The 16,305-nt window shown below is 77.9% G+C and carries 16 protein-coding genes; 6 read left to right on the top strand and 10 right to left on the bottom strand.

The window, feature by feature from the left end; genetic code table 11:
- Positions 1-162: 162 nt before the first annotated feature.
- Positions 163-2,676 (top strand): EAL domain-containing protein, encoded by a 2,514-nt coding sequence (locus BMZ33_RS07815; RefSeq protein ID WP_091109024.1) that lies wholly within the window; start codon positions 163-165, stop codon positions 2,674-2,676.
- Positions 2,677-2,704: 28 nt separating this feature from the next.
- Here BMZ33_RS07815 and BMZ33_RS07820 read toward each other — a convergent pair whose 3' ends face one another.
- Genes BMZ33_RS07820 through BMZ33_RS07830 form a run of 3 tightly spaced genes read right to left on the bottom strand, consistent with a single transcriptional unit; the run spans position 2,705 to position 4,904 of the window.
- Complete coding sequence (locus tag BMZ33_RS07820) at positions 2,705-3,814, bottom strand: NAD(P)/FAD-dependent oxidoreductase (RefSeq protein WP_091109025.1); 1,110 nt, start codon at positions 3,812-3,814, stop codon at positions 2,705-2,707.
- 40 nt (positions 3,815-3,854) lie between these two features.
- Positions 3,855-4,439, bottom strand: coding sequence for an LOG family protein (locus BMZ33_RS07825; RefSeq protein WP_091109026.1), 585 nt, complete (start codon positions 4,437-4,439; stop codon positions 3,855-3,857).
- A 6-nt stretch (positions 4,440-4,445) separates the two neighbouring features.
- Positions 4,446-4,904: a MaoC family dehydratase gene (locus BMZ33_RS07830; protein WP_091109027.1), complete on the bottom strand. Its 459-nt coding sequence runs from the start codon at positions 4,902-4,904 to the stop codon at positions 4,446-4,448.
- A gap of 62 nt (positions 4,905-4,966) precedes the next feature.
- Between BMZ33_RS07830 and BMZ33_RS07835 the strand changes: the two genes are divergently transcribed.
- Positions 4,967-5,458: an NUDIX domain-containing protein gene (locus tag BMZ33_RS07835; protein WP_169064038.1), complete on the top strand. Its 492-nt coding sequence runs from the start codon at positions 4,967-4,969 to the stop codon at positions 5,456-5,458.
- Here BMZ33_RS07835 and BMZ33_RS07840 read toward each other — a convergent pair.
- On the bottom strand, positions 5,436-6,266 hold the full coding sequence (locus BMZ33_RS07840) for an endonuclease/exonuclease/phosphatase family protein (RefSeq protein WP_169064039.1): 831 nt from the start codon (positions 6,264-6,266) through the stop codon (positions 5,436-5,438). The two genes, BMZ33_RS07835 and BMZ33_RS07840, sit on opposite strands and share 23 nt — an antisense overlap.
- A gap of 76 nt (positions 6,267-6,342) precedes the next feature.
- Between BMZ33_RS07840 and BMZ33_RS07845 the strand changes: the two genes are divergently transcribed.
- The 3 genes from BMZ33_RS07845 (at position 6,343) to BMZ33_RS07855 (ending at position 8,286) form a co-directional block, all read left to right on the top strand.
- Positions 6,343-7,233, top strand: a complete 891-nt coding sequence (locus BMZ33_RS07845) for a 1,4-dihydroxy-2-naphthoyl-CoA synthase (RefSeq protein WP_091109028.1) — start codon at positions 6,343-6,345, stop codon at positions 7,231-7,233.
- 9 nt (positions 7,234-7,242) lie between these two features.
- The gene (locus BMZ33_RS07850) at positions 7,243-7,572 is read left to right on the top strand and encodes a hypothetical protein (protein WP_091109029.1); all 330 of its coding nucleotides are present in this window, start codon (positions 7,243-7,245) and stop codon (positions 7,570-7,572) included.
- Between the two features lie 117 nt (positions 7,573-7,689).
- Positions 7,690-8,286 (top strand): TetR-like C-terminal domain-containing protein, encoded by a 597-nt coding sequence (locus BMZ33_RS07855; protein ID WP_091109030.1) that lies wholly within the window; start codon positions 7,690-7,692, stop codon positions 8,284-8,286.
- Between the two features lie 53 nt (positions 8,287-8,339).
- Here the strand turns inward: BMZ33_RS07855 and BMZ33_RS07860 are convergent, their stop codons facing one another.
- Positions 8,340-9,026: a TetR/AcrR family transcriptional regulator gene (locus BMZ33_RS07860; RefSeq protein WP_169064040.1), complete on the bottom strand. Its 687-nt coding sequence runs from the start codon at positions 9,024-9,026 to the stop codon at positions 8,340-8,342.
- Between the two features lie 225 nt (positions 9,027-9,251).
- Here BMZ33_RS07860 and BMZ33_RS07865 point away from each other — a divergent pair, with 225 nt between their 5' ends.
- Positions 9,252-10,208, top strand: coding sequence for a Gfo/Idh/MocA family protein (locus BMZ33_RS07865; RefSeq protein WP_091109032.1), 957 nt, complete (start codon positions 9,252-9,254; stop codon positions 10,206-10,208).
- A 9-nt stretch (positions 10,209-10,217) separates the two neighbouring features.
- Here the strand turns inward: BMZ33_RS07865 and BMZ33_RS07870 are convergent, their stop codons facing one another.
- The 5 genes from BMZ33_RS07870 to BMZ33_RS07890 all read right to left on the bottom strand — a co-directional run bounded on the left by BMZ33_RS07870 (position 10,218) and on the right by BMZ33_RS07890 (position 16,206).
- Complete coding sequence (locus BMZ33_RS07870) at positions 10,218-11,405, bottom strand: glycosyltransferase (RefSeq protein ID WP_091109033.1); 1,188 nt, start codon at positions 11,403-11,405, stop codon at positions 10,218-10,220.
- A 130-nt stretch (positions 11,406-11,535) separates the two neighbouring features.
- Positions 11,536-12,516, bottom strand: a complete 981-nt coding sequence (locus tag BMZ33_RS07875; RefSeq protein ID WP_091109034.1) for a glucosyl-3-phosphoglycerate synthase — start codon at positions 12,514-12,516, stop codon at positions 11,536-11,538.
- A gap of 53 nt (positions 12,517-12,569) precedes the next feature.
- Positions 12,570-14,759 carry a phage holin family protein gene (locus tag BMZ33_RS07880; RefSeq protein ID WP_091109035.1) on the bottom strand — a complete coding sequence of 730 codons (2,190 nt, stop codon included), beginning with the start codon at positions 14,757-14,759 and terminating at the stop codon, positions 12,570-12,572.
- Positions 14,756-15,397, bottom strand: a complete 642-nt coding sequence (locus tag BMZ33_RS07885) for a DedA family protein (RefSeq protein WP_091109036.1) — start codon at positions 15,395-15,397, stop codon at positions 14,756-14,758. The genes BMZ33_RS07880 and BMZ33_RS07885 overlap by 4 nt, the downstream gene beginning before the upstream one ends.
- Positions 15,394-16,206 carry an MBL fold metallo-hydrolase gene (locus BMZ33_RS07890; RefSeq protein ID WP_091109037.1) on the bottom strand — a complete coding sequence of 271 codons (813 nt, stop codon included), beginning with the start codon at positions 16,204-16,206 and terminating at the stop codon, positions 15,394-15,396. Before BMZ33_RS07890 ends, BMZ33_RS07885 begins: the two co-directional genes overlap by 4 nt.
- Between the last annotated feature and the right edge of the window lie 99 nt (positions 16,207-16,305).

Here is a 16,305-nt window from a genome sequence, read left to right on the forward strand (position 1 = left end):
CGGCTGACCGGCGGGAGGAACCGGACAGCCGCACCCGCGCCCCGCGGCGCGTCGCGGGCGGCTCGCGGGGACCCGCGCCCGTCGCGCCGGCGGACCGGGACGGCGGGCCTCCGCTGCCCTACCGTGTCGTCCGCCCGCGCAGGGGTGTCGACAGGGGGGCTCATGGACGACGGCGTCCCGGAGGCCGCCGACCACGCGCACACCGTGGCCGCGCTGGAGCGCAGCCGGCGGTGGCTGGCCGAGGCGCAGCGGCTGGCGGCCATGGGCAGCTGGGAGTGGGACGTCCCCTCCGACACGGTGACCTTCTCCGACGAGCTGTTCCGCGTGTACCGGCTCGACCCTGCGACGGTGACGCCGACCTTCGAGACCTGCCTGGAGATGGTCCACCCCGAGGACCGGGAGCGGGCCCGGCAGGCCATCGGCGCGGCGCTCGCCGCCGGCGGGGTCTTCGACTTCGACCACCGCGTCGTCACCGGCGACGGGGAGGTGATCTGGGTGCGGGCGCGGGGCTCGGTCACCCGGGACGCCGAGGGCGCCCCGCTGCTGCTGGTGGGCACCGCGCAGGACGTCACCGAGCGCGTGGCCATCGAGGCGCGCCTGCAGGAGAGCGAGCACCGGCTGCTCGAGGCGCAGCGGGTGGCCCGGCTGGGCCGGTGGGACTGGGACGTCCGGGCCGACACGCTGACCTGGTCCGACGAGATGTTCCGCATCTTCGGCGTCCCGCCCGCCGCGCTGGTGCCCACCGTCGACGGCTACCTCGCGCGCATCCACCCCGACGACCGCACCCAGGTGCTGCAGATGCTCGCCGACGTCCGCGCCGGGCGTCAGGAGTACGCCCTCGAGCACCGGGTGCTGCGGGCCGACGGGTCGGTGGGCTGGGTGAGCTGCCGGGCCGCCGTCGTGCGGGACGACGAGGGCGCCGAGGTGCGCATCCACGGCACCGCCACCGAGATCACCGAGCGCAAGACCGCCGAGCTGTCCGTGGCCCGCGCCGCCGAGGAGCTCGCCGGGCAGGCCGGGCAGCTGCGCCGGCTGGCCTTCACCGACCCGCTGACCGGGCTGGCCAACCGGGCGCTGTTCCACGACCGGCTCCGGGCCGCGCTGGCGGCACGCCGCGAGGGCGGGGTCAGCGTGCTGCTGCTCGACCTCGACGACTTCAAGGACGTCAACGACGTCCTCGGCCACCACGTCGGCGACCAGCTGCTCGTCGAGGTCGCGGGGCGGCTGTCGCGGTGCACCCGGCCCGGGGACACCGTGGCGCGCCTGGGCGGCGACGAGTTCGCCGTCGTCCTGCAGGACGGCGACCACGGCGAGCGGGTGGCCGAGCGGGTCACCGCGGTGCTCGACGCGCCGGTGCGGCTGGGCGCCCGGCAGCTGGTGCCGACGGCGAGCATCGGCCTGGCCCGCGTCGGCCGCGACGAGCAGGTGGCCGCCGACGTGCTGCTGCAGCGGGCCGACATCGCGATGTACGCCGCCAAGCGCGGCGGCAAGGGCCGGCACGAGGTGTTCGACCCCCGCATGTCGGTGGCCGTGCTGGCCCGTGCCGACGTCGAGGACGGGCTGCGCGAGGTGATCGAGCGCGACGGGCTCGTCGTCCACGTGCAGCCGATGGTCGACCTGCGCCGGCAGGAGACGCTGCGCGTGGAGGCCCTCGTGCGCTGGCCGCGGGCCTCGGGCCTGGCGCACCCCGCGGAGTTCCTGCCCGTCGCCGAGCGCAGCGGCCTGGTGCGCACCCTCGGCCAGCAGGTCCTGCGCACCGCCTGCCGGGAGCTGGGCGCCTGGCTGGCCGCCGACCCGCGCCGGTCGGTGGCGGTCAACGTCTCCCCGGTGCAGCTGCGCGAGCCCGACGTCGCCGCCGCCGTCCTGGCGATCCTGTCCGACACCGGCACGCGCCCCGCGCAGCTGGTCCTCGAGGTCACCGAGTCGGTGTTCCTCGAGGCCGGGCCGCGGGTGGTCGCCCAGCTCGACGACCTGCGCACGGTGGGCGTGCGCGTGGCCATCGACGACTTCCGCACCGGCTACTCCTCGCTCGGCCGGCTGCAGGAGCTGCCGGTGGACAGCGTGAAGATCGACCGGGCGTTCGTGCAGCAGGTGGTCCGGGGCGACGAGCCGCTGCCGATCCTCACCTCGATGGTCGTCATGGCGCACAACCTGGGCCTCGACGTCACCGCCGAGGGCGTGGAGACGCCGGTGCAGGCGGCCCGGCTGCTGCAGCTGGGCTGCGACCACCTGCAGGGCCACCACCTGGCGCGACCGGTGCCGACGGGCGAGCTGCCGGCCGCGGTGGCGGCGGCCGACGACGCCGTCCGGGCCGCGGCCCGCTCGGCCGGGCGGCCCTGCCGGCCCACGGTCCTGCTCGTCCCCGCCGGCGGCCGGCTCGACCCGGCTCTGCCCGGTGCGCTGCTGCGGGCCGGCCTCGAGCCGGTCGAGTCGGGCGCGGCGGAGGGCGTGCTGCTGGTGGCCGACGACGGCGAGACGGCCCTCGGCAGGGTCGCGGAGCTGCGGGCCTCCCCGTGGCTGCGCCAGGCCGTGCTGGTGGTCGTCTGCGCGTCGGCCGACCGCCTCACCCGCGCGCGGCTGCTCACCGCGGGGGCCGACGACTGCCTGGTCCACCCCGGCTGCCCGGTCGAGCTGGCCGCGCGGGTGCGCACCGCCCTCCGCACCGCGGCCCGCTGATCCGCGGGCCCGCCGCGAGGTGCGCGGGTCAGCGCAGGGAGCGGGCGGCGGCCAGCAGGGTGCGGGCGGTGAGCCGGCCGTCGGCCAGGCCGAGGGCGACGACGTCGTCGAACACCCGCTGGTCGGCCGCGGCGGCGCGGAAGGCGGCGTCCATCACCACCGGCCAGCGGCTGACCAGCGACGCCGCCGTCGCCGACCGGTGGTGGGCGCCCAGCCGCCGCCGCAGCGCCCGCCGGTGCACCGCCCCGGCGCGGGCCCCGGCGGTCGCGGCCCGGCCGGCCAGCGCACCGGAGAGGACGGCGTAGAAGATGCCCTCGCCGGTCATCGGGTTGACCAGCGAGGCGGCGTCGCCGGCGAGCAGCACCCGCCCGCCGGGCTGCCGCGGCCGGCCGGTCGACAGCGGCAGCCGGTGCGCCCGCAGCGCCTCGGGCTCGACCCCGGGCAGCAGCCGCTGCAGGCCCTCGACCAGCGCGGCCCGGGTGGCACCGCCGGACACCAGCTCCCCGTAGCCCACGTTGGCCCGCCCGTCGCCGAGCGGGAAGGACCAGGCGTAGGCCGGCCAGCGCTGCTCGGTGGTGACCAGCACCTGCGTGCCGGCCTGCCCGGGCAGCTCCGGGGCGTAGCCGCGCAGCGCGACGGCCATGCGGTCGTCGCGGTTGCGCGGCAGCCCCACGGCCCGGCGGACGACGGACTCCGCGCCGTCGGCGCCCACCAGCACCCCCGCGGTCAGCACACCGTCGACGTGGACCCCGTCGGACCCGGGCGTGACCGCGCGGACGGTGTGCCGGCGCAGCACCGCCCCGCGGTCGACGGCGGCGGCCAGCAGCCGGGCGTCGAACACCTCGCGCGGCACCACCCACGAGGGCCGCTGCGTGTCCCGCTGCACCGCGGCCCCGCCGGGGGAGCGCAGCGACAGCCGCGGCACCGGCGGGTGGCCGGCGACGAGAGCCGCGACGTCGACGCCCAGGCCGGCCAGCACGTCGAGCGCCTCGGGGGCGATCCCGTCGCCGCAGACCTTGTCGCGCGGGAAGTCGGCGCGGTCGAGCACGAGCACGGACGCGCCGGTGCCGAGCGCCGACAGCGCGGCGGCCGCCCCCGCCGGGCCGCCGCCGACGACCACGACGTCCCAGCGCTCCACTCCCGCGACGTTACGGCGCTCCGCAGGGGACCGCCGCGAGCTAGCGAGGGGCCGGGGGCAGAGGGTCCTTCCGCCACTTGCGCGGGGGGTGCTCGTAACCGGCGACGAACGCGAGGAGCTCGCCGGCGTCGCGGACCACGCCGAGCGCGTCCAGCCGGCGCCGCTCGAGGTAGCCGTCGTCGGCCATCCGGCCCAGCTGGGCCAGCAGCGGCTGCCAGAACCCGTCGACGTCGAGCAGGGCCACGGGCTTGGCGTGCAGGCCGAGCATCCCCCAGGTCCAGGCCTCGAAGAGCTCCTCGAGGGTGCCGGCGGCACCGGGGAGGGCGATGAAGGCATCGGCGAGCTCGGCCATGCGGGCCTTGCGCTCGTGCATGGAGGCGACGACCTCCAGCCGGGGCAGCCCGGGGTGGGCCAGCTCGTCGTCGACCAGGTGCTGCGGGATCACCCCGACCACCTCGCCGCCGGCGGACAGCACGGCGTCGGCGACGGTGCCCATCAGCCCGACGTGCCCGCCTCCGTAGACGACCCCGACGCCGGCCTCGGCCAGCCCGGTGCCCAGGGCGGTCACGGCCTGCCGGTGCGACTCGGGCCCGGGCCGGCTGCCGGTGAAGACGGCGATCCGCACCGGCTGCTAACCGCCGTAGTAGCGGTAGACCGGCTCGGCGGTGCAGGCGGGCTTCTCGCTGCCCTCGCGCTCGACCACCGCGGCGAAGGTCAGCTGCAGCCCGCCGGCGAACTCGCTGACCTCCTGCAGGGTGGCGGTCAGCCGCACCCGCGAACCGACCGGCACCGGCGAGGGGAAGCGCACCTTGTTCAGGCCGTAGTTGACGCCCATCGCGGTGTCGGTGACCACGAGGACCTGCGCGAACAGCGGCACGAGCAGGGACAGCGTCAGGTAGCCGTGCGCGACGGGGCCGCCGAAGGGGCTCTCGGCCGTGGCGCGCTCGACGTCGACGTGGATCCACTGGTGGTCGCCGGTGGCGTCGGCGAAGGTGTCCACCCGGTCCTGGGTCACCTCGAACCAGTCGCTGGTGCCCAGCTCCTGGCCGATGAGGCCCGAGACCTCGGCCGTCGTCGTCGTGGTGGTCACGGACCCTCCTGTTCCCCGGCGGCTGCTCCGCCGGATCCTGCCAGTGCGGTTCACTGGTCCGCGTGGTGACTCCCGGCCTGACCCCCACCGACGGCTGGACCACCTGCTCGCTGGGACACCGGCACTGGGGGCGGGCCGGCGCGGCCGGCCTGCTCGTGCACCGCGACGGCGACGACGGCCCCGAGCTGCTGCTGCAGCACCGCGCGCTGTGGTCGCACCACGGCGGCACCTGGGGGACGCCCGGCGGCGCGCTGCACCTGGGGGAGTCCCCCGAGCAGGGGGCGCTGCGCGAGGTCGAGGAGGAGCTGGGGCTCGGGGCCGGCGACCTGGTCCTCGGCGCCCGGTGGGTCGACGACCACGGCGGCTGGGCCTACACCACCGTGCTGGCCCGCCCGGCCGGCCCGCTGGACCCCGCCCGCCTGCGGCTGGACGGCGAGAGCACGGGGGTGGCCTGGGTGCCGCTGGCCGGGCTGCACCAGGTGACGCTGCACCCGGGCCTGGCCGCCTCGATGGACCGGCTGCGGCCCCTGCTCAGCGGCCCGCCGGCGGCCTGACCGTCGCCGTCAGCGCCCGGTGGTCGCCCACGCGCAGGTGGTGCGCGGCCGGGTCGGACCCGGCGAGGCCCTCGCCGCGGCCCTCGCCGAGGGCGAGCAGGTGGTCGAGCTGCGTCCGCGGCGCCGCCGCCGGGAAGCTCGGCTCGCTCACCAGCCGGGTGGCGCCGGCCAGCCGCGCCGGCAGCCCGCCGGGCAGGTTGAGGTCGCCGGCGAGCACCACCGGGCCAGGCAGGGACGCCGCCCAGCGCCGCAGCCGCCGCAGCTGCCCGATCGACGTCGGCGGGGCGAAGGACAGGTGGGTGCCCACGACGGTGAGCCCGTCGAGGCACGCGGCGACGGCGATCCGCGGCTCGTCGGGGATCCACCACAGCCGCGGCCGGCCGGTGGCGGGGTCGGGTGCGCGCAGCGGCAGCCGCGCCCGCCCGGCGCCCAGCCCGAGGACCTCCCACCGGCGCACCGGCCGCCGGCTGAGCAGCGCGATGCCGTAGGCCGGCGCGGTCACCGCGGTGCCCGGGCCGCGCAGGCCCGGCTCGGCGGCGGCCCACGTGCGGCGGAACGGGCTCGGGGTGCCGGTCAGCGTCGCCGCGGCCCGCCAGTCGACCGCTTCCAGCGCCTTGGCGAGGACCTCCGCCTGGTCGGTCCCGCCCGATCGCGGCTGGCCGGCGTCGACCTCCTGGACGGCGAGGACGTCGACGTCGAGGTCCGCGACCGCGGCGGCCAGCTCCGGCGCCGACAGCACCCGGCCGTCGCGGCCGCGGCCGGAGGCCAGGTTGAGGGTGCCCACGCGCAGGGCGGCGCCGTCGGGCACGGCGCGACGCTACCGGGGGCCGGCGCCGTCCGCCCGGGTCGGGCCGGCATCCCGCCGCGCGGCTAGGTTGCTGGGCATGAGCGCCCGCGACGACGTCTCGGAGATCTTCGACAGCGGGGCGTGGCGGCCGGTCGAGGGGTTCGAGTTCGGCGACGTCACCTACCACCGCGCCGTGGACGCCGGCGTCGTCCGGATCGCCTTCGACCGGCCGGAGGTGCGCAACGCCTTCCGGCCGCAGACCGTCGACGAGCTGATCACCGCGCTGGAGCACGCCCGGCTCAGCACCGACGTCGGCTGCGTGCTGCTCACCGGCAACGGCCCGAGCCCGCGGGACGGCGGCTGGGCGTTCTGCTCCGGCGGCGACCAGCGGGTGCGCGGGCGCCACGGCTACGAGCACCAGGTGGGCCGCACCGGCGGGCGGCTGCACGTGCTCGAGGCGCAGCGGCTGATCCGGTTCATGCCGAAGGTCGTCGTCTGCGTCGTCCCCGGCTGGGCGGCCGGCGGCGGGCACAGCCTGCACGTGGTCTCCGACCTCACCCTGGCCAGCGCCGAGCACGCGCGCTTCAAGCAGACCGACGCCGACGTCGGCAGCTTCGACGGCGGGTTCGGGTCGGCCTACCTCGCCCGGCAGGTCGGGCAGAAGTTCGCCCGCGAGGTCTTCTTCCTCGGCGAGGAGTACTCCGCCGAGGACGCGCACCGGATGGGCATGGTCAACCGCGTCGTCCCGCACGCCGAGCTCGAGGCCACGGCGCTGGACTGGGGACGCCGGATCGTGGCCAAGAGCCCGACCGCCCAGCGGATGCTGAAGTACTCGTTCAACCTGGTCGACGACGGCCTCGTCGGCCAGCAGCTGTTCGCCGGTGAGACCACCCGGCTGGCCTACGCGGCCGAGGAGGCCGTCGAGGGCCGGGACGCCTTCCTGGAGAAGCGGGACCCCGACTTCTCCCGTTTCCCCTGGCACGTGTGAAGGAGCGACATGATCGTCGAGGTGGTGGGGGGCGCCGACGAGCGTCCCGAGGTCCGGGTCGTCGAGACCGACGACCTCACGAGCCTGCACCTGGCGCTCGGCCAGGTGACCGACGAGGAGGCGGACGAGGCGCTGCGCGCGGCGGGACTGGGACGGGTCGAGGGCGACACCGGCCACCTCGACACCGCGGCGCTGCGCGCGGCCGCCGAGCCGGCCGAGTCCCCCGCGGACTGGGGCGAGCGGTGGGACGCGATGGTCGAGCACGCCCGCGGCAAGGGCTGGGTGACCGACGACGGGGCCAGCCTGCAGGTGCACCTGGAGAGCGCCGCCGGCGCGTGAACCCCGGGTTGCGGGGGGTCGGTGGGGTGACTCGTCGGCCCCGGTCGTTGTGGTCACTCCACCGACACGTCAGGATGTGGACGTGCACAACTCAGTGACGTGCGAACGGACTCCCTCGTGAGCGGCACCCCGGGTCGCCCGCTGAGCGCCGAGCTGTCCGAGCAACTGGTCGCGGTCGCCGTCGACATCCTGGCCGACGAGGGCTGGAGCAGGCTCAACAGCGACCGTGTCGCTGCCCGGGCCCGCGCCGGCAAGGCCGGCATCTACCGGCGCTGGCCGTCGATGTCGGCGCTCGCCCGCTCGGCCGTCGGTCGCTTCACGCTGGTCGAGGTCCCCGAGGACGGCGGCTCGGCACGCGGTGACCTGGTCGAGCTGGTGTCGTCCTGGCGGCGGCCGCTGTCCCGTGAGGAGCGGGCCGTGGCCAGCCTCGTGGGCGCCGCCCGGCACGACGAGGACCTCCGCGCCGGGCTCGACTCCGCGCTGGTCCGCCCGCTGACCGAGGTCGTCGACGGCCTGGGCGCGCGCTGGTCCGAGCGCGGCGAGGAGGTGCCCGCCGAGCGGCTGGCCCTGCTGCGCTCGGTCCTCGAGGCGTTCTGGTGGCAGCGGCTCACCGCCGCCGGCGACGGCGCGATGGTCGCCGAGCACGTCGAGCAGGTGGTCGACGACGTCCTGCTGCCGATCGTGGTGCCCGCCGCGGAGCCCGCGCGCCGCTGACCGGCCGGCGGCCGGCCGCACGCCTGCGAGCGGACCTGCGTGCCGCCGCCGTGTCAGCTCGCGCGCAGGGCCTCCGTGCGGGCTGCCTGGGCCACGTGCGCGGTCAGGTCGGTCTCGTAGCGGCGCAGCAGCCGCTCGGCCAGCGCGTGGGTGGCGGCGGCCCGCGCCGGCACCTCCTCGGGCGCCGGCAGGGGGTCGCGGGGCTCGGTCACCAGCACGCGGGTGGTCGCCAGCCAGGTGGCCGCGACCAGCCCGGCGGTCGCCCGTGGGTCGGCCGGCGTGGGCTGCTCGGCGTCGGGGCCGGTCCAGGCCGCCAGCAGGGCGGCGCGCAACCGCTCCTCGGCCTCGAAGTGCAGCTCCCGCTCGGCGGCCTGCAGCGCCGGTGAGCCGGCCAGGGTGGTGACCATCCGCCGGCCCTCGACGGTGGCCAGCGACGTGACGTAGGCCGTGACGTCGGCGACCAGGTGCTCGCGCAGCGCGGTGAGCGCGGGCACGCCGGCCGCCCGCTCCCGGACGGCGGCCGCGGGCGCCTCCACCCACGGTGTCCGGTCGGACCAGTAGAGCTCGTCCTTGGTGGCGAAGTGGTTGAACACCGTCTGCACTGCGACGTCCGCCGCGGCGGCGACGTCGGCGATGGTCACGGTGTCGAACCCCCGCTCGGCGAAGAGCCGCTGGGCCGTCTCGCGGACGTGCGCGCGGGTGAGTGCCTTCTTCTGGGCGCGACGGGACTGCTCACTCACGGTAGGAACGCTAACAACTCTCTGTGCTCGATCTCGACGGGTGCGGGGCGAGGTCGACCGTTCGGGTGCCCTCCGGCCCCGGTGCCGTGCGCACCGGGCCGCCGACGGCGTCGTCGCGGTGCACCCCTCGATGGTGCCGCACGCCGTCCGGGCCCGCGGCCCCGGGCCCGGGCGGAGGGTGCCGGACGCCGGTTCCCCCCGGCCCGGCCTGGGCAGCTCCCCGCCATGAGCCTGCGGGTGGGTCTGGTCGGGGCCGGCGGGGTGGGGACCCGCCACGGGCGCACGCTGCGCGGCCTGGACGGCGTCGAGCTCGTGGGCGTCGCCGACGCCGTCCCGGCCGCGGCCGTGGAGCTGGCCGCCGCGCTCGGCGTCCCGGCCGTCGACGACGTCGGCCGGCTGCTCGGGTCGGGGCTGGACGCCGTCTGGCTGTGCGTGCCGCCGTTCGCGCACGGGGAGCTGGAGCTGGCGGCGGTGCGCGCCGGCCTGCCGCTGTTCGTGGAGAAGCCGCTGGGCGCGGCGCCCGCCGTGGCCGAGGAGGTCGCCGCCGCCGTCGCCGCGGCCGGGGTGCCGACGGCGACCGGCTACCACTGGCGTCACCTCGACACCGTCGCCCGCGCCCGCGAGGTGTGCGCGGCCGCCCCGCCGCGGCTGGTCGCGGCGACCTGGCTGGACACGGTGCCCCCGCCGGCCTGGTGGGCCGACGCGCGGCGCTCGGGCGGGCAGGTGGTGGAGCAGGCCACGCACGTGCTCGACCTGGCCCGCCTGCTGGCCGGCGAGGTGGCCGAGGTGCAGGCGGTCGCGGCGCCGTCGTCGGCGCCCGGGCGGTCCGTCGACGACGCGACCGCCGCGCTGCTGCGCTTCGAGTCCGGCGCGGTCGGCACGCTCACCGCGGCGTGCGCGCAGCCGGCGAGGACCCGGGCCGGCGTCGAGCTGTCCTGCGCCGGTGCCGCGGTGGAACTGACCGAGACCTCGCTGGTGGTGACCACCTCCGGCGGCACCGAGCGCGCCGAGCCGGCGGTGGACGCGCGCACCGCCGTCGACCGGGCGTTCGTCGACCTGCTGGTCACCGGCACCCGGGCCGAGGGGCTGGTGGACTACCGCGAGGCGCTGCGCACCCACCACGTGGCCGTCGCCGTCGCCGAGTCCGCCCGCACCGGCGCCCCCGTGCGCCTCCCGCGCTGAGCCGCCCCGTCAGCGGGCGGGGACGCGCGACCGCGGCGCGCCCGGCCCGCGCAGGGTGCGCACCCGGGCGCGGCGCAGCACCTCGGCGTAGACCCGCTCGTAGGCGCCGGCCATCACCGCCGGGGCGAACCGGCGCCGCGCGTCCTCGGCGCAGGCCCGCGGGTCGATCTCGCCGAGCCGGGTGAGCGCCGCGGCCAGGCCCGCCTCGTCGTCGCGGAGGAAGCCGGTGCGGCCGTCGTCGACCAGCGCGGGCAGGCAGCCGCGGGGGGTGCCGACCACCGGCGTCCCGGCGACGAGTGCCTCGCACACCGCCGTGCCGCCCGGCTCCTCCCACCGGATCGGGGTCAGCAGCGCCCGGGCGCGGCGCAGCAGGTCCGCCTTGGCCGCGCCGCTCACGCCGCCCACCCAGCGGGCGTGCACGCCGTCGAGGAGCGGGTCGACGGCGTCGAGGAACCAGGCGACGTCGGGGTGGGACAGCGCCGGGTGGCCCGGGGTGGCGAGCGCGGCGTCGAGGGCGGCGCGGTCGGGCAGCGGCCCCACCGGCCCGGCCAGCACCACCGGGACCCCGGCCGCGCGGGCCGCCCGCACCGCGGTGTCGGAGCCCTTGAGGGCGCAGACGCGGGCGAGCACGAGGACGGCGTCGTCCCGCTGCCCGAGCGGCAGCGGCGGCGGGCCGTCGACGGGGACCGCCAGCGGGATCGCCGCCAGGGTCTGCCGCCGCAGCCGCTCGGGACCGCGGGCGACCTGGCTGTCGGACACCCCGGCGAAGAACACCCGCCCGCGGCCGTCGAAGCGCTCGTAGAAGTCGGCGTTGCGGCGCAGGTCCCAGTGCAGGGTCTGCAGCACCGGCGGCGCGGCCGGGCCCAGCGCGCCGAGCACGGCGGGGCCGACCACCTCGAGGTGGGTGTGCACCAGGTCGAAGCCGCCCCCGGTGGCCGCCTCGGCGACCGCCAGCGCGTGCGCGTGCGCGATCCCCACCACCTCGGCGTAGGGCGCGCCGAGGACGTCGAAGCGGCCGGTCCGGAAGGCGCTCACCAGCCCGTCGGCGGCCAGCGGGGAGTCCCCCGACGCGGCCAGGACGACGGTGTGCCCGCGGGCCCGCAGCTCGGCGGTCAGCGTGGCGACGACGTTCTCCAGGCCGCCGTAGCCGTCGGGCGGGACCGGCAGCCACGGGCCGGCGTCCATCAGCACCCTCACGACGGGCTCCCCGGGCGGACGTCAGGGCGCACGCGCTGCTCCCCTGGTCGGGCGCCGGTCCTGCCACCGGCACGGGACCCCCCGGCGCGTCAGTGTGCCGGAAGTCCCCGTCGGGCTCCCGCCTCCGTGCTCAGGAGGGGATCCGCCGCGCCTCGCCGGAGCGGTACCCCGGCACGGTGACCATCGGCGGGCGCTCGTCGACCGCCACCGGGGTGCTCACCGGGACGAACCCGGCGCCGTCGCTGCGGAACTGGGTGAGCAGCCCGCCGGTGTCCACCCGGGCGGCCGGGCCGCGGGAGAGCACCGCCGACACCACCTGCCCGGCCATCCGGCCGAGGGCCTCCTGGTCCTGCGAGGTGTGCCGGCGGACCCCGAGGTCGACCTGCGCCAGCCCGCCGAGCCCGAGCAGGCCGAGCAGGTCGACCAGCAGGCCCACCTCGACGCCGTAGCCGGACAGGAACGGCACCCGCTCCAGCGCCGACCGGCGGCCGGCGTACTCACCGCCCAGCGGCTGCACGAACCCGGCGAGCTCCGGCCACAGCGCGTTGAGCAGCGGGCGGGCGGTCAGCTCGGTGACCCGCCCCCCGCCGGCGGCGGAGCTGTGCCCGGCCAGCTCCAGCGGCCGGGTGTAGCAGCCCTTGACGTAGCCGACCTGCGGGTCGGTGAGCAGCGGCGCCAGCAGCCCGGGCACGTAGTGGGTGACGTCGCCGAGCAGGTCGGCGTCGAGGAAGACCAGCAGGTCGCCGGTGGTCGCGGCCAGCGACTTCCACAGCGCCTCGCCCTTGCCCGGCCGGCTGCCGCACGCCGGCAGCACGTCGGCGGCGGCCACCACGTCGGCACCGGCGGCGCGGGCCACCTCGGCGGTGCGGTCGGTGGAGTCGGAGTCGACGACGAGCACCTCGTCGACCAGCGGCACCCGCCGCACCCAGCACTCCACCAGCCCGCCGGCCAGCCGGCCCACCGTGGCCTCCTCGTCCCGCGCCGGCAGCACGACCGACACCCGGTGCCCGCCGCGCCGCTTGGCGCGCAGCAGGCCGTCGACGTCGACGTCGGCCGTCGACCGGACGGTGGACGTGCGGCCGGAGAACCAGGCGCGGGCGTCGGGTCGCATCCCCCCACGATCCGGGACGTCGCGGGGGTGGCGCCACGGCCACGGGCCGCTGTTCACGTGTGCGGAACCGGACGTTCGCGCACGCCCGCCGTCACCCGGGCGCGCTCCCGCAGGGCGGTCGGGCTGTCGGGGCCGACGGCGGCACCGGCGCCGTCGGGCTCGGGGTGGCCGAGCTCGGTGAGCCAGCCGCGCAGCACCCGGTGCAGGTGCTCGGCGCCCACGATCTCACCGGGTGCGCCGAGCACCCGCGGGTGGGCGAGGAACCCGTGCTGCTGCGGGCCGCCGAGCCCGCCGTGCGAGCCGACGTGCGGCTCGAACGGGCTCGCCTCGTCGGTGTCCGGGTCGTAGCGGCTGTTGACCATGACGTCGGGGCAGTGCGGGAAGGCCGACACCCGGGCCACCAGCGCCGGGGCGTGCCGGCCGTAGGGCCGCAGCGGGTCGTCGCCGAGCACCTCGCCGCTGGCCAGCCGGTGCAGCCCGTCACGGCCGAGCACGACCGGGCCGTGCCGCTCGGAGTGCACGAGCAGGAAGCCGACGCCCGGGTGGTCGACCAGCGCCGGCAGCAGCTCGGGCCAGTGGTGCTCGATCTCCTCCAGCGGCACCCGGCCGGGCAGGTCGGGGAAGGAGACGCCCGCCGTGTGCCCGGAGACGACGGCCACCACGCCCGGCGCCACCCGGGCGACGTGCCCGGGCGCGCCCGACGGCGTGCGGTGCCGGTGCTCCGCGGCCCCGGCCGTCTCGACCCGCTCGCGCAGCCGGCGCGCGATCACGCCCGGCCCGGACGCCGCCTCGGCGAGGGCGGAGGCGACCTGCCAGCCCTCGGCGGGGCGGCGGCTGTCCCGGGGCTCGGGCCCGCGCAGGCCCGCGGCCGGCGCACCGCCGCAGCACCGTCCGACGAGGGCCTCGATCGTCTCCCCGAAGCGCTGCGCGAACGCCTCGCCCTGCGTCTGGCCGTGGTCGGAGAGCAGCACCAGGTGGTAGGGCCGCGGCGCCAGGGCGCCGGCCCGCGCCAGCCGGCCGATCTGCTGGTCGATGCTGCGCAGCACCTCGAGGGTGTCGAAGCGCTCGACGCCGGAGTGGTGGGCGACCTCGTCGTAGCCGAGGAAGTCGGCGTAGACGACCGGCCGCCCGGCGAGCATGTCCTCGAGGATCGCGGCCACCACCACGTCCCGGGCGATGACCGTCGTCCCCGGCCGGGCCAGCGGGTACAGCCCACCCCGGCTCACCCGCGGGCGGACGTCGGCGCGCCGCTGCCGGGCGGCGGCGACCAGCTCGCGGTAGACGTCGGCCAGCGAGGTGCCCAGCGTGCGGACGGCGTTGACCGGGTTGGCGAAGTAGGCGTAGTACCCGGCGCCCACGCGCTCACGCCGCCGGTCGGCCCGCCGCGTGGTGACCAGCGGCAGCGAGCTCATCGTCAGGCTCACGTGCGGGGCGTCGCCGCTGAAGAGGTTGCCGCGGCTGGCCCCGCCGCCGGCCAGCAGCCCGCGGCCGTCGGAGTGCCGGCGCTCGACCTCGGCGGCGTCGGCCGGGTGCGACACCTGCACGACGTGGTCGCGGTCCTTCTCGTAGTACCGGAACCCCGGGACGTCGTGGTTGGAGCCGTGCAGGATGCCGCACACCGCCGCACCGGTCTGCGAGCTCCAGTCGGTGTGCCAGGAGGTCAGCGCGTGGCTGCCCGAGCGCAGCCAGGCGGCCAGCGTCGGCATCGACCCGTCGCGGACGGCGCGGCGGGCGACGTCGGCACCCAGGCCGTCGATCTGCAGGAAGAGCACCCCGGGCGGGCAGGGCTGCAGGGCCCCGGCGCTCGGGGCGCGGCGGCGGGCGCGGCGGAAGAACAACTCGTCCTCGTCGACGGCCAGCGCGCTGCTCACCGCCGCGGTGACCACGGCCATGGCGACCACGACCAGCACGCCGGTGCGCAGGTCGGCCACCACGACGCCCGGGACGGCGAAGGAGACGCCGAGCACCGCCGCACCCAGCAGCAGGAAGCTGCCCAGCCCCATGGTGAACAGCGCGATCGGCAGGGCCACCCGCATCACCAGCGGCCAGACCACGCCGGAGAGCAGGCCGAGCAGCAGCGCGGCCAGCGGCGGCTGCCACCACCCGCCCATCGCGAAGCCGTCGAGCCAGCGGTCGAGGACGACGAGGGCCAGGGTGGTCAGCAGCCAGGTCACCAGCACGCGGGCCGTCGTCCGCCCGCGGCCGAGCACCCGGCCGCGGGCGGTCGCCGCGGGCCGGCTCACGCGGGGCCGCAGGGGGTCGGGGCGGACTCGTCCTTCGGCTCGGGGGCCGGGTGCCGCCGGCGGTGCCCGCCGACCAGGTTGAGCACCCCGCCGGCCAGCAGCACCAGCACGGTGGCCACGAGCATGGCCACCAGCGGGTTGTCGAACACCCCGCCGCTGACGACGCCGAGCGTGGCGTAGGCCACCGCCCACAGCGCGGCGGCCAGCAGCGACGCCGGCAGCAGCCGCCGCCACGGGTAGGCCAGCGCCCCGGCGGCGAGCAGCACCGGGATGCGCCCGGCGGGCAGCAGCCGGCCGACGACGACGATCTGCCAGCCGTGCGCCCGGAACTGCTCGCGCACCTCCTCGACGCGGTCGGCGTGCTGGCCGCGGGACACCCAGCGCACGGCGGCGGGACCGCCGGAGCGGCAGACGGCGAAGGTGACGACGTCGCCGACCCACGCGCCCAGCGTGGACAGCAGCAGGACCAGGGTGAGGTCGAGCCGGCCGGAGCTGGTGGCCAGGGCCGCGGCCGCGCCGACCACCGCCCCGGTGGGCACGACCGGCACGATCGAGCCGAGCAGCACGCCGCCGAGGACCACCGGGTAGCCCAGCGACGAGCCGTCGGTCCAGCCGGAGGCCAGCGTCGCGGCGCTCACGCCGCACCCGCCGAGGGAGCGGGCAGCACCACCGGATCGCCGGGCTCGGTGTGGGCGACGGCGGTGCGCAGGCCCCGGGCGGCGACCGCGGCGGCGAACGCGCGCGGCGGCTCGACCAGCAGCCGCCGGTAGCGCCGGGCCAGCCCGGGCAGCGTCGTCCCGCCGGGGACGGCGAGGGTGCCCCAGTGCACGGGGACGGCCACCCGCGGGCGCACCCGCGCCACCGCCTCGGCCGCGCGCCGCGGGTCGAGGTGCCCGGGACCCAGCGTCGGGCCCCAGCCCCACACCGGGACGAGCGCGACGTCGACCTCGCGCCGGCCGATCCGGGCCATGCCGTCGAAGAGGTCGGTGTCGCCGCACGCGTAGACGGTGCTGCCCTCGCCCTCCAGCAGGTGCCCCACCGCGGCGGTGTCGGGACCGTGGGTCAGCCGCGGGCCCCAGCGGTGGCCGCTGTGCCGGGCGGGGACGGCGGTGACCCGCAGCCCGCGGTGGGTGAGCGTCTCGCCGGCCGCCAGCTCGTCGACCCACGGGAAGCCGCGCGAGCGCAGCCACCGCCCCGCGCCGCGGGGCACCACGACCCGCACGGAGCGGCCGAGCAGCCGCAGCGAGGGCAGGTGCAGGTGGTCGGCGTGCAGGTGGCTGACCAGCACCAGGTCGACACCGGCCCAGGTGGCGGCGGGCAGCGGCGGGACCACCCGGCGCAGCGGACCGACGCGCGCGGTGAGCACCGGGTCGGTGAGCACGGTGCTGCCGGCCAGCTCGACGCGGACGGTCGAGTGGCCGAGCCAGTGCAGCTCCGGGTTCGCCACCGGGCCAGTATCGACCCGGGGACCGACGTCCCCGGCCCTCTCCCGCGCGGTCCGGTGGCCGTCCGCCCTCCCGTCCCGGGGTGCGGGGCGCACCGACTG

This window comes from Geodermatophilus dictyosporus (assembly GCF_900115505.1).
Classification (GTDB): domain Bacteria; phylum Actinomycetota; class Actinomycetes; order Mycobacteriales; family Geodermatophilaceae; genus Geodermatophilus; species Geodermatophilus dictyosporus.

What these genes read in the sequence shown, in the direction of transcription:
- BMZ33_RS07815 (WP_091109024.1), top strand. Translation starts at nt 163, where the DNA reads ATGGACGACGGCGTCCCGGAGGCCGCCGACCACGCGCACACCGTGGCC.
- BMZ33_RS07845 (WP_091109028.1), top strand. Translation starts at nt 6,343, where the DNA reads ATGAGCGCCCGCGACGACGTCTCGGAGATCTTCGACAGCGGGGCGTGG.
- BMZ33_RS07850 (WP_091109029.1), top strand. Translation starts at nt 7,243, where the DNA reads ATGATCGTCGAGGTGGTGGGGGGCGCCGACGAGCGTCCCGAGGTCCGG.
- BMZ33_RS07865 (WP_091109032.1), top strand. Translation starts at nt 9,252, where the DNA reads ATGAGCCTGCGGGTGGGTCTGGTCGGGGCCGGCGGGGTGGGGACCCGC.
- BMZ33_RS07875 (WP_091109034.1), bottom strand. Translation starts at nt 12,516, where the DNA reads ATGCGACCCGACGCCCGCGCCTGGTTCTCCGGCCGCACGTCCACCGTC.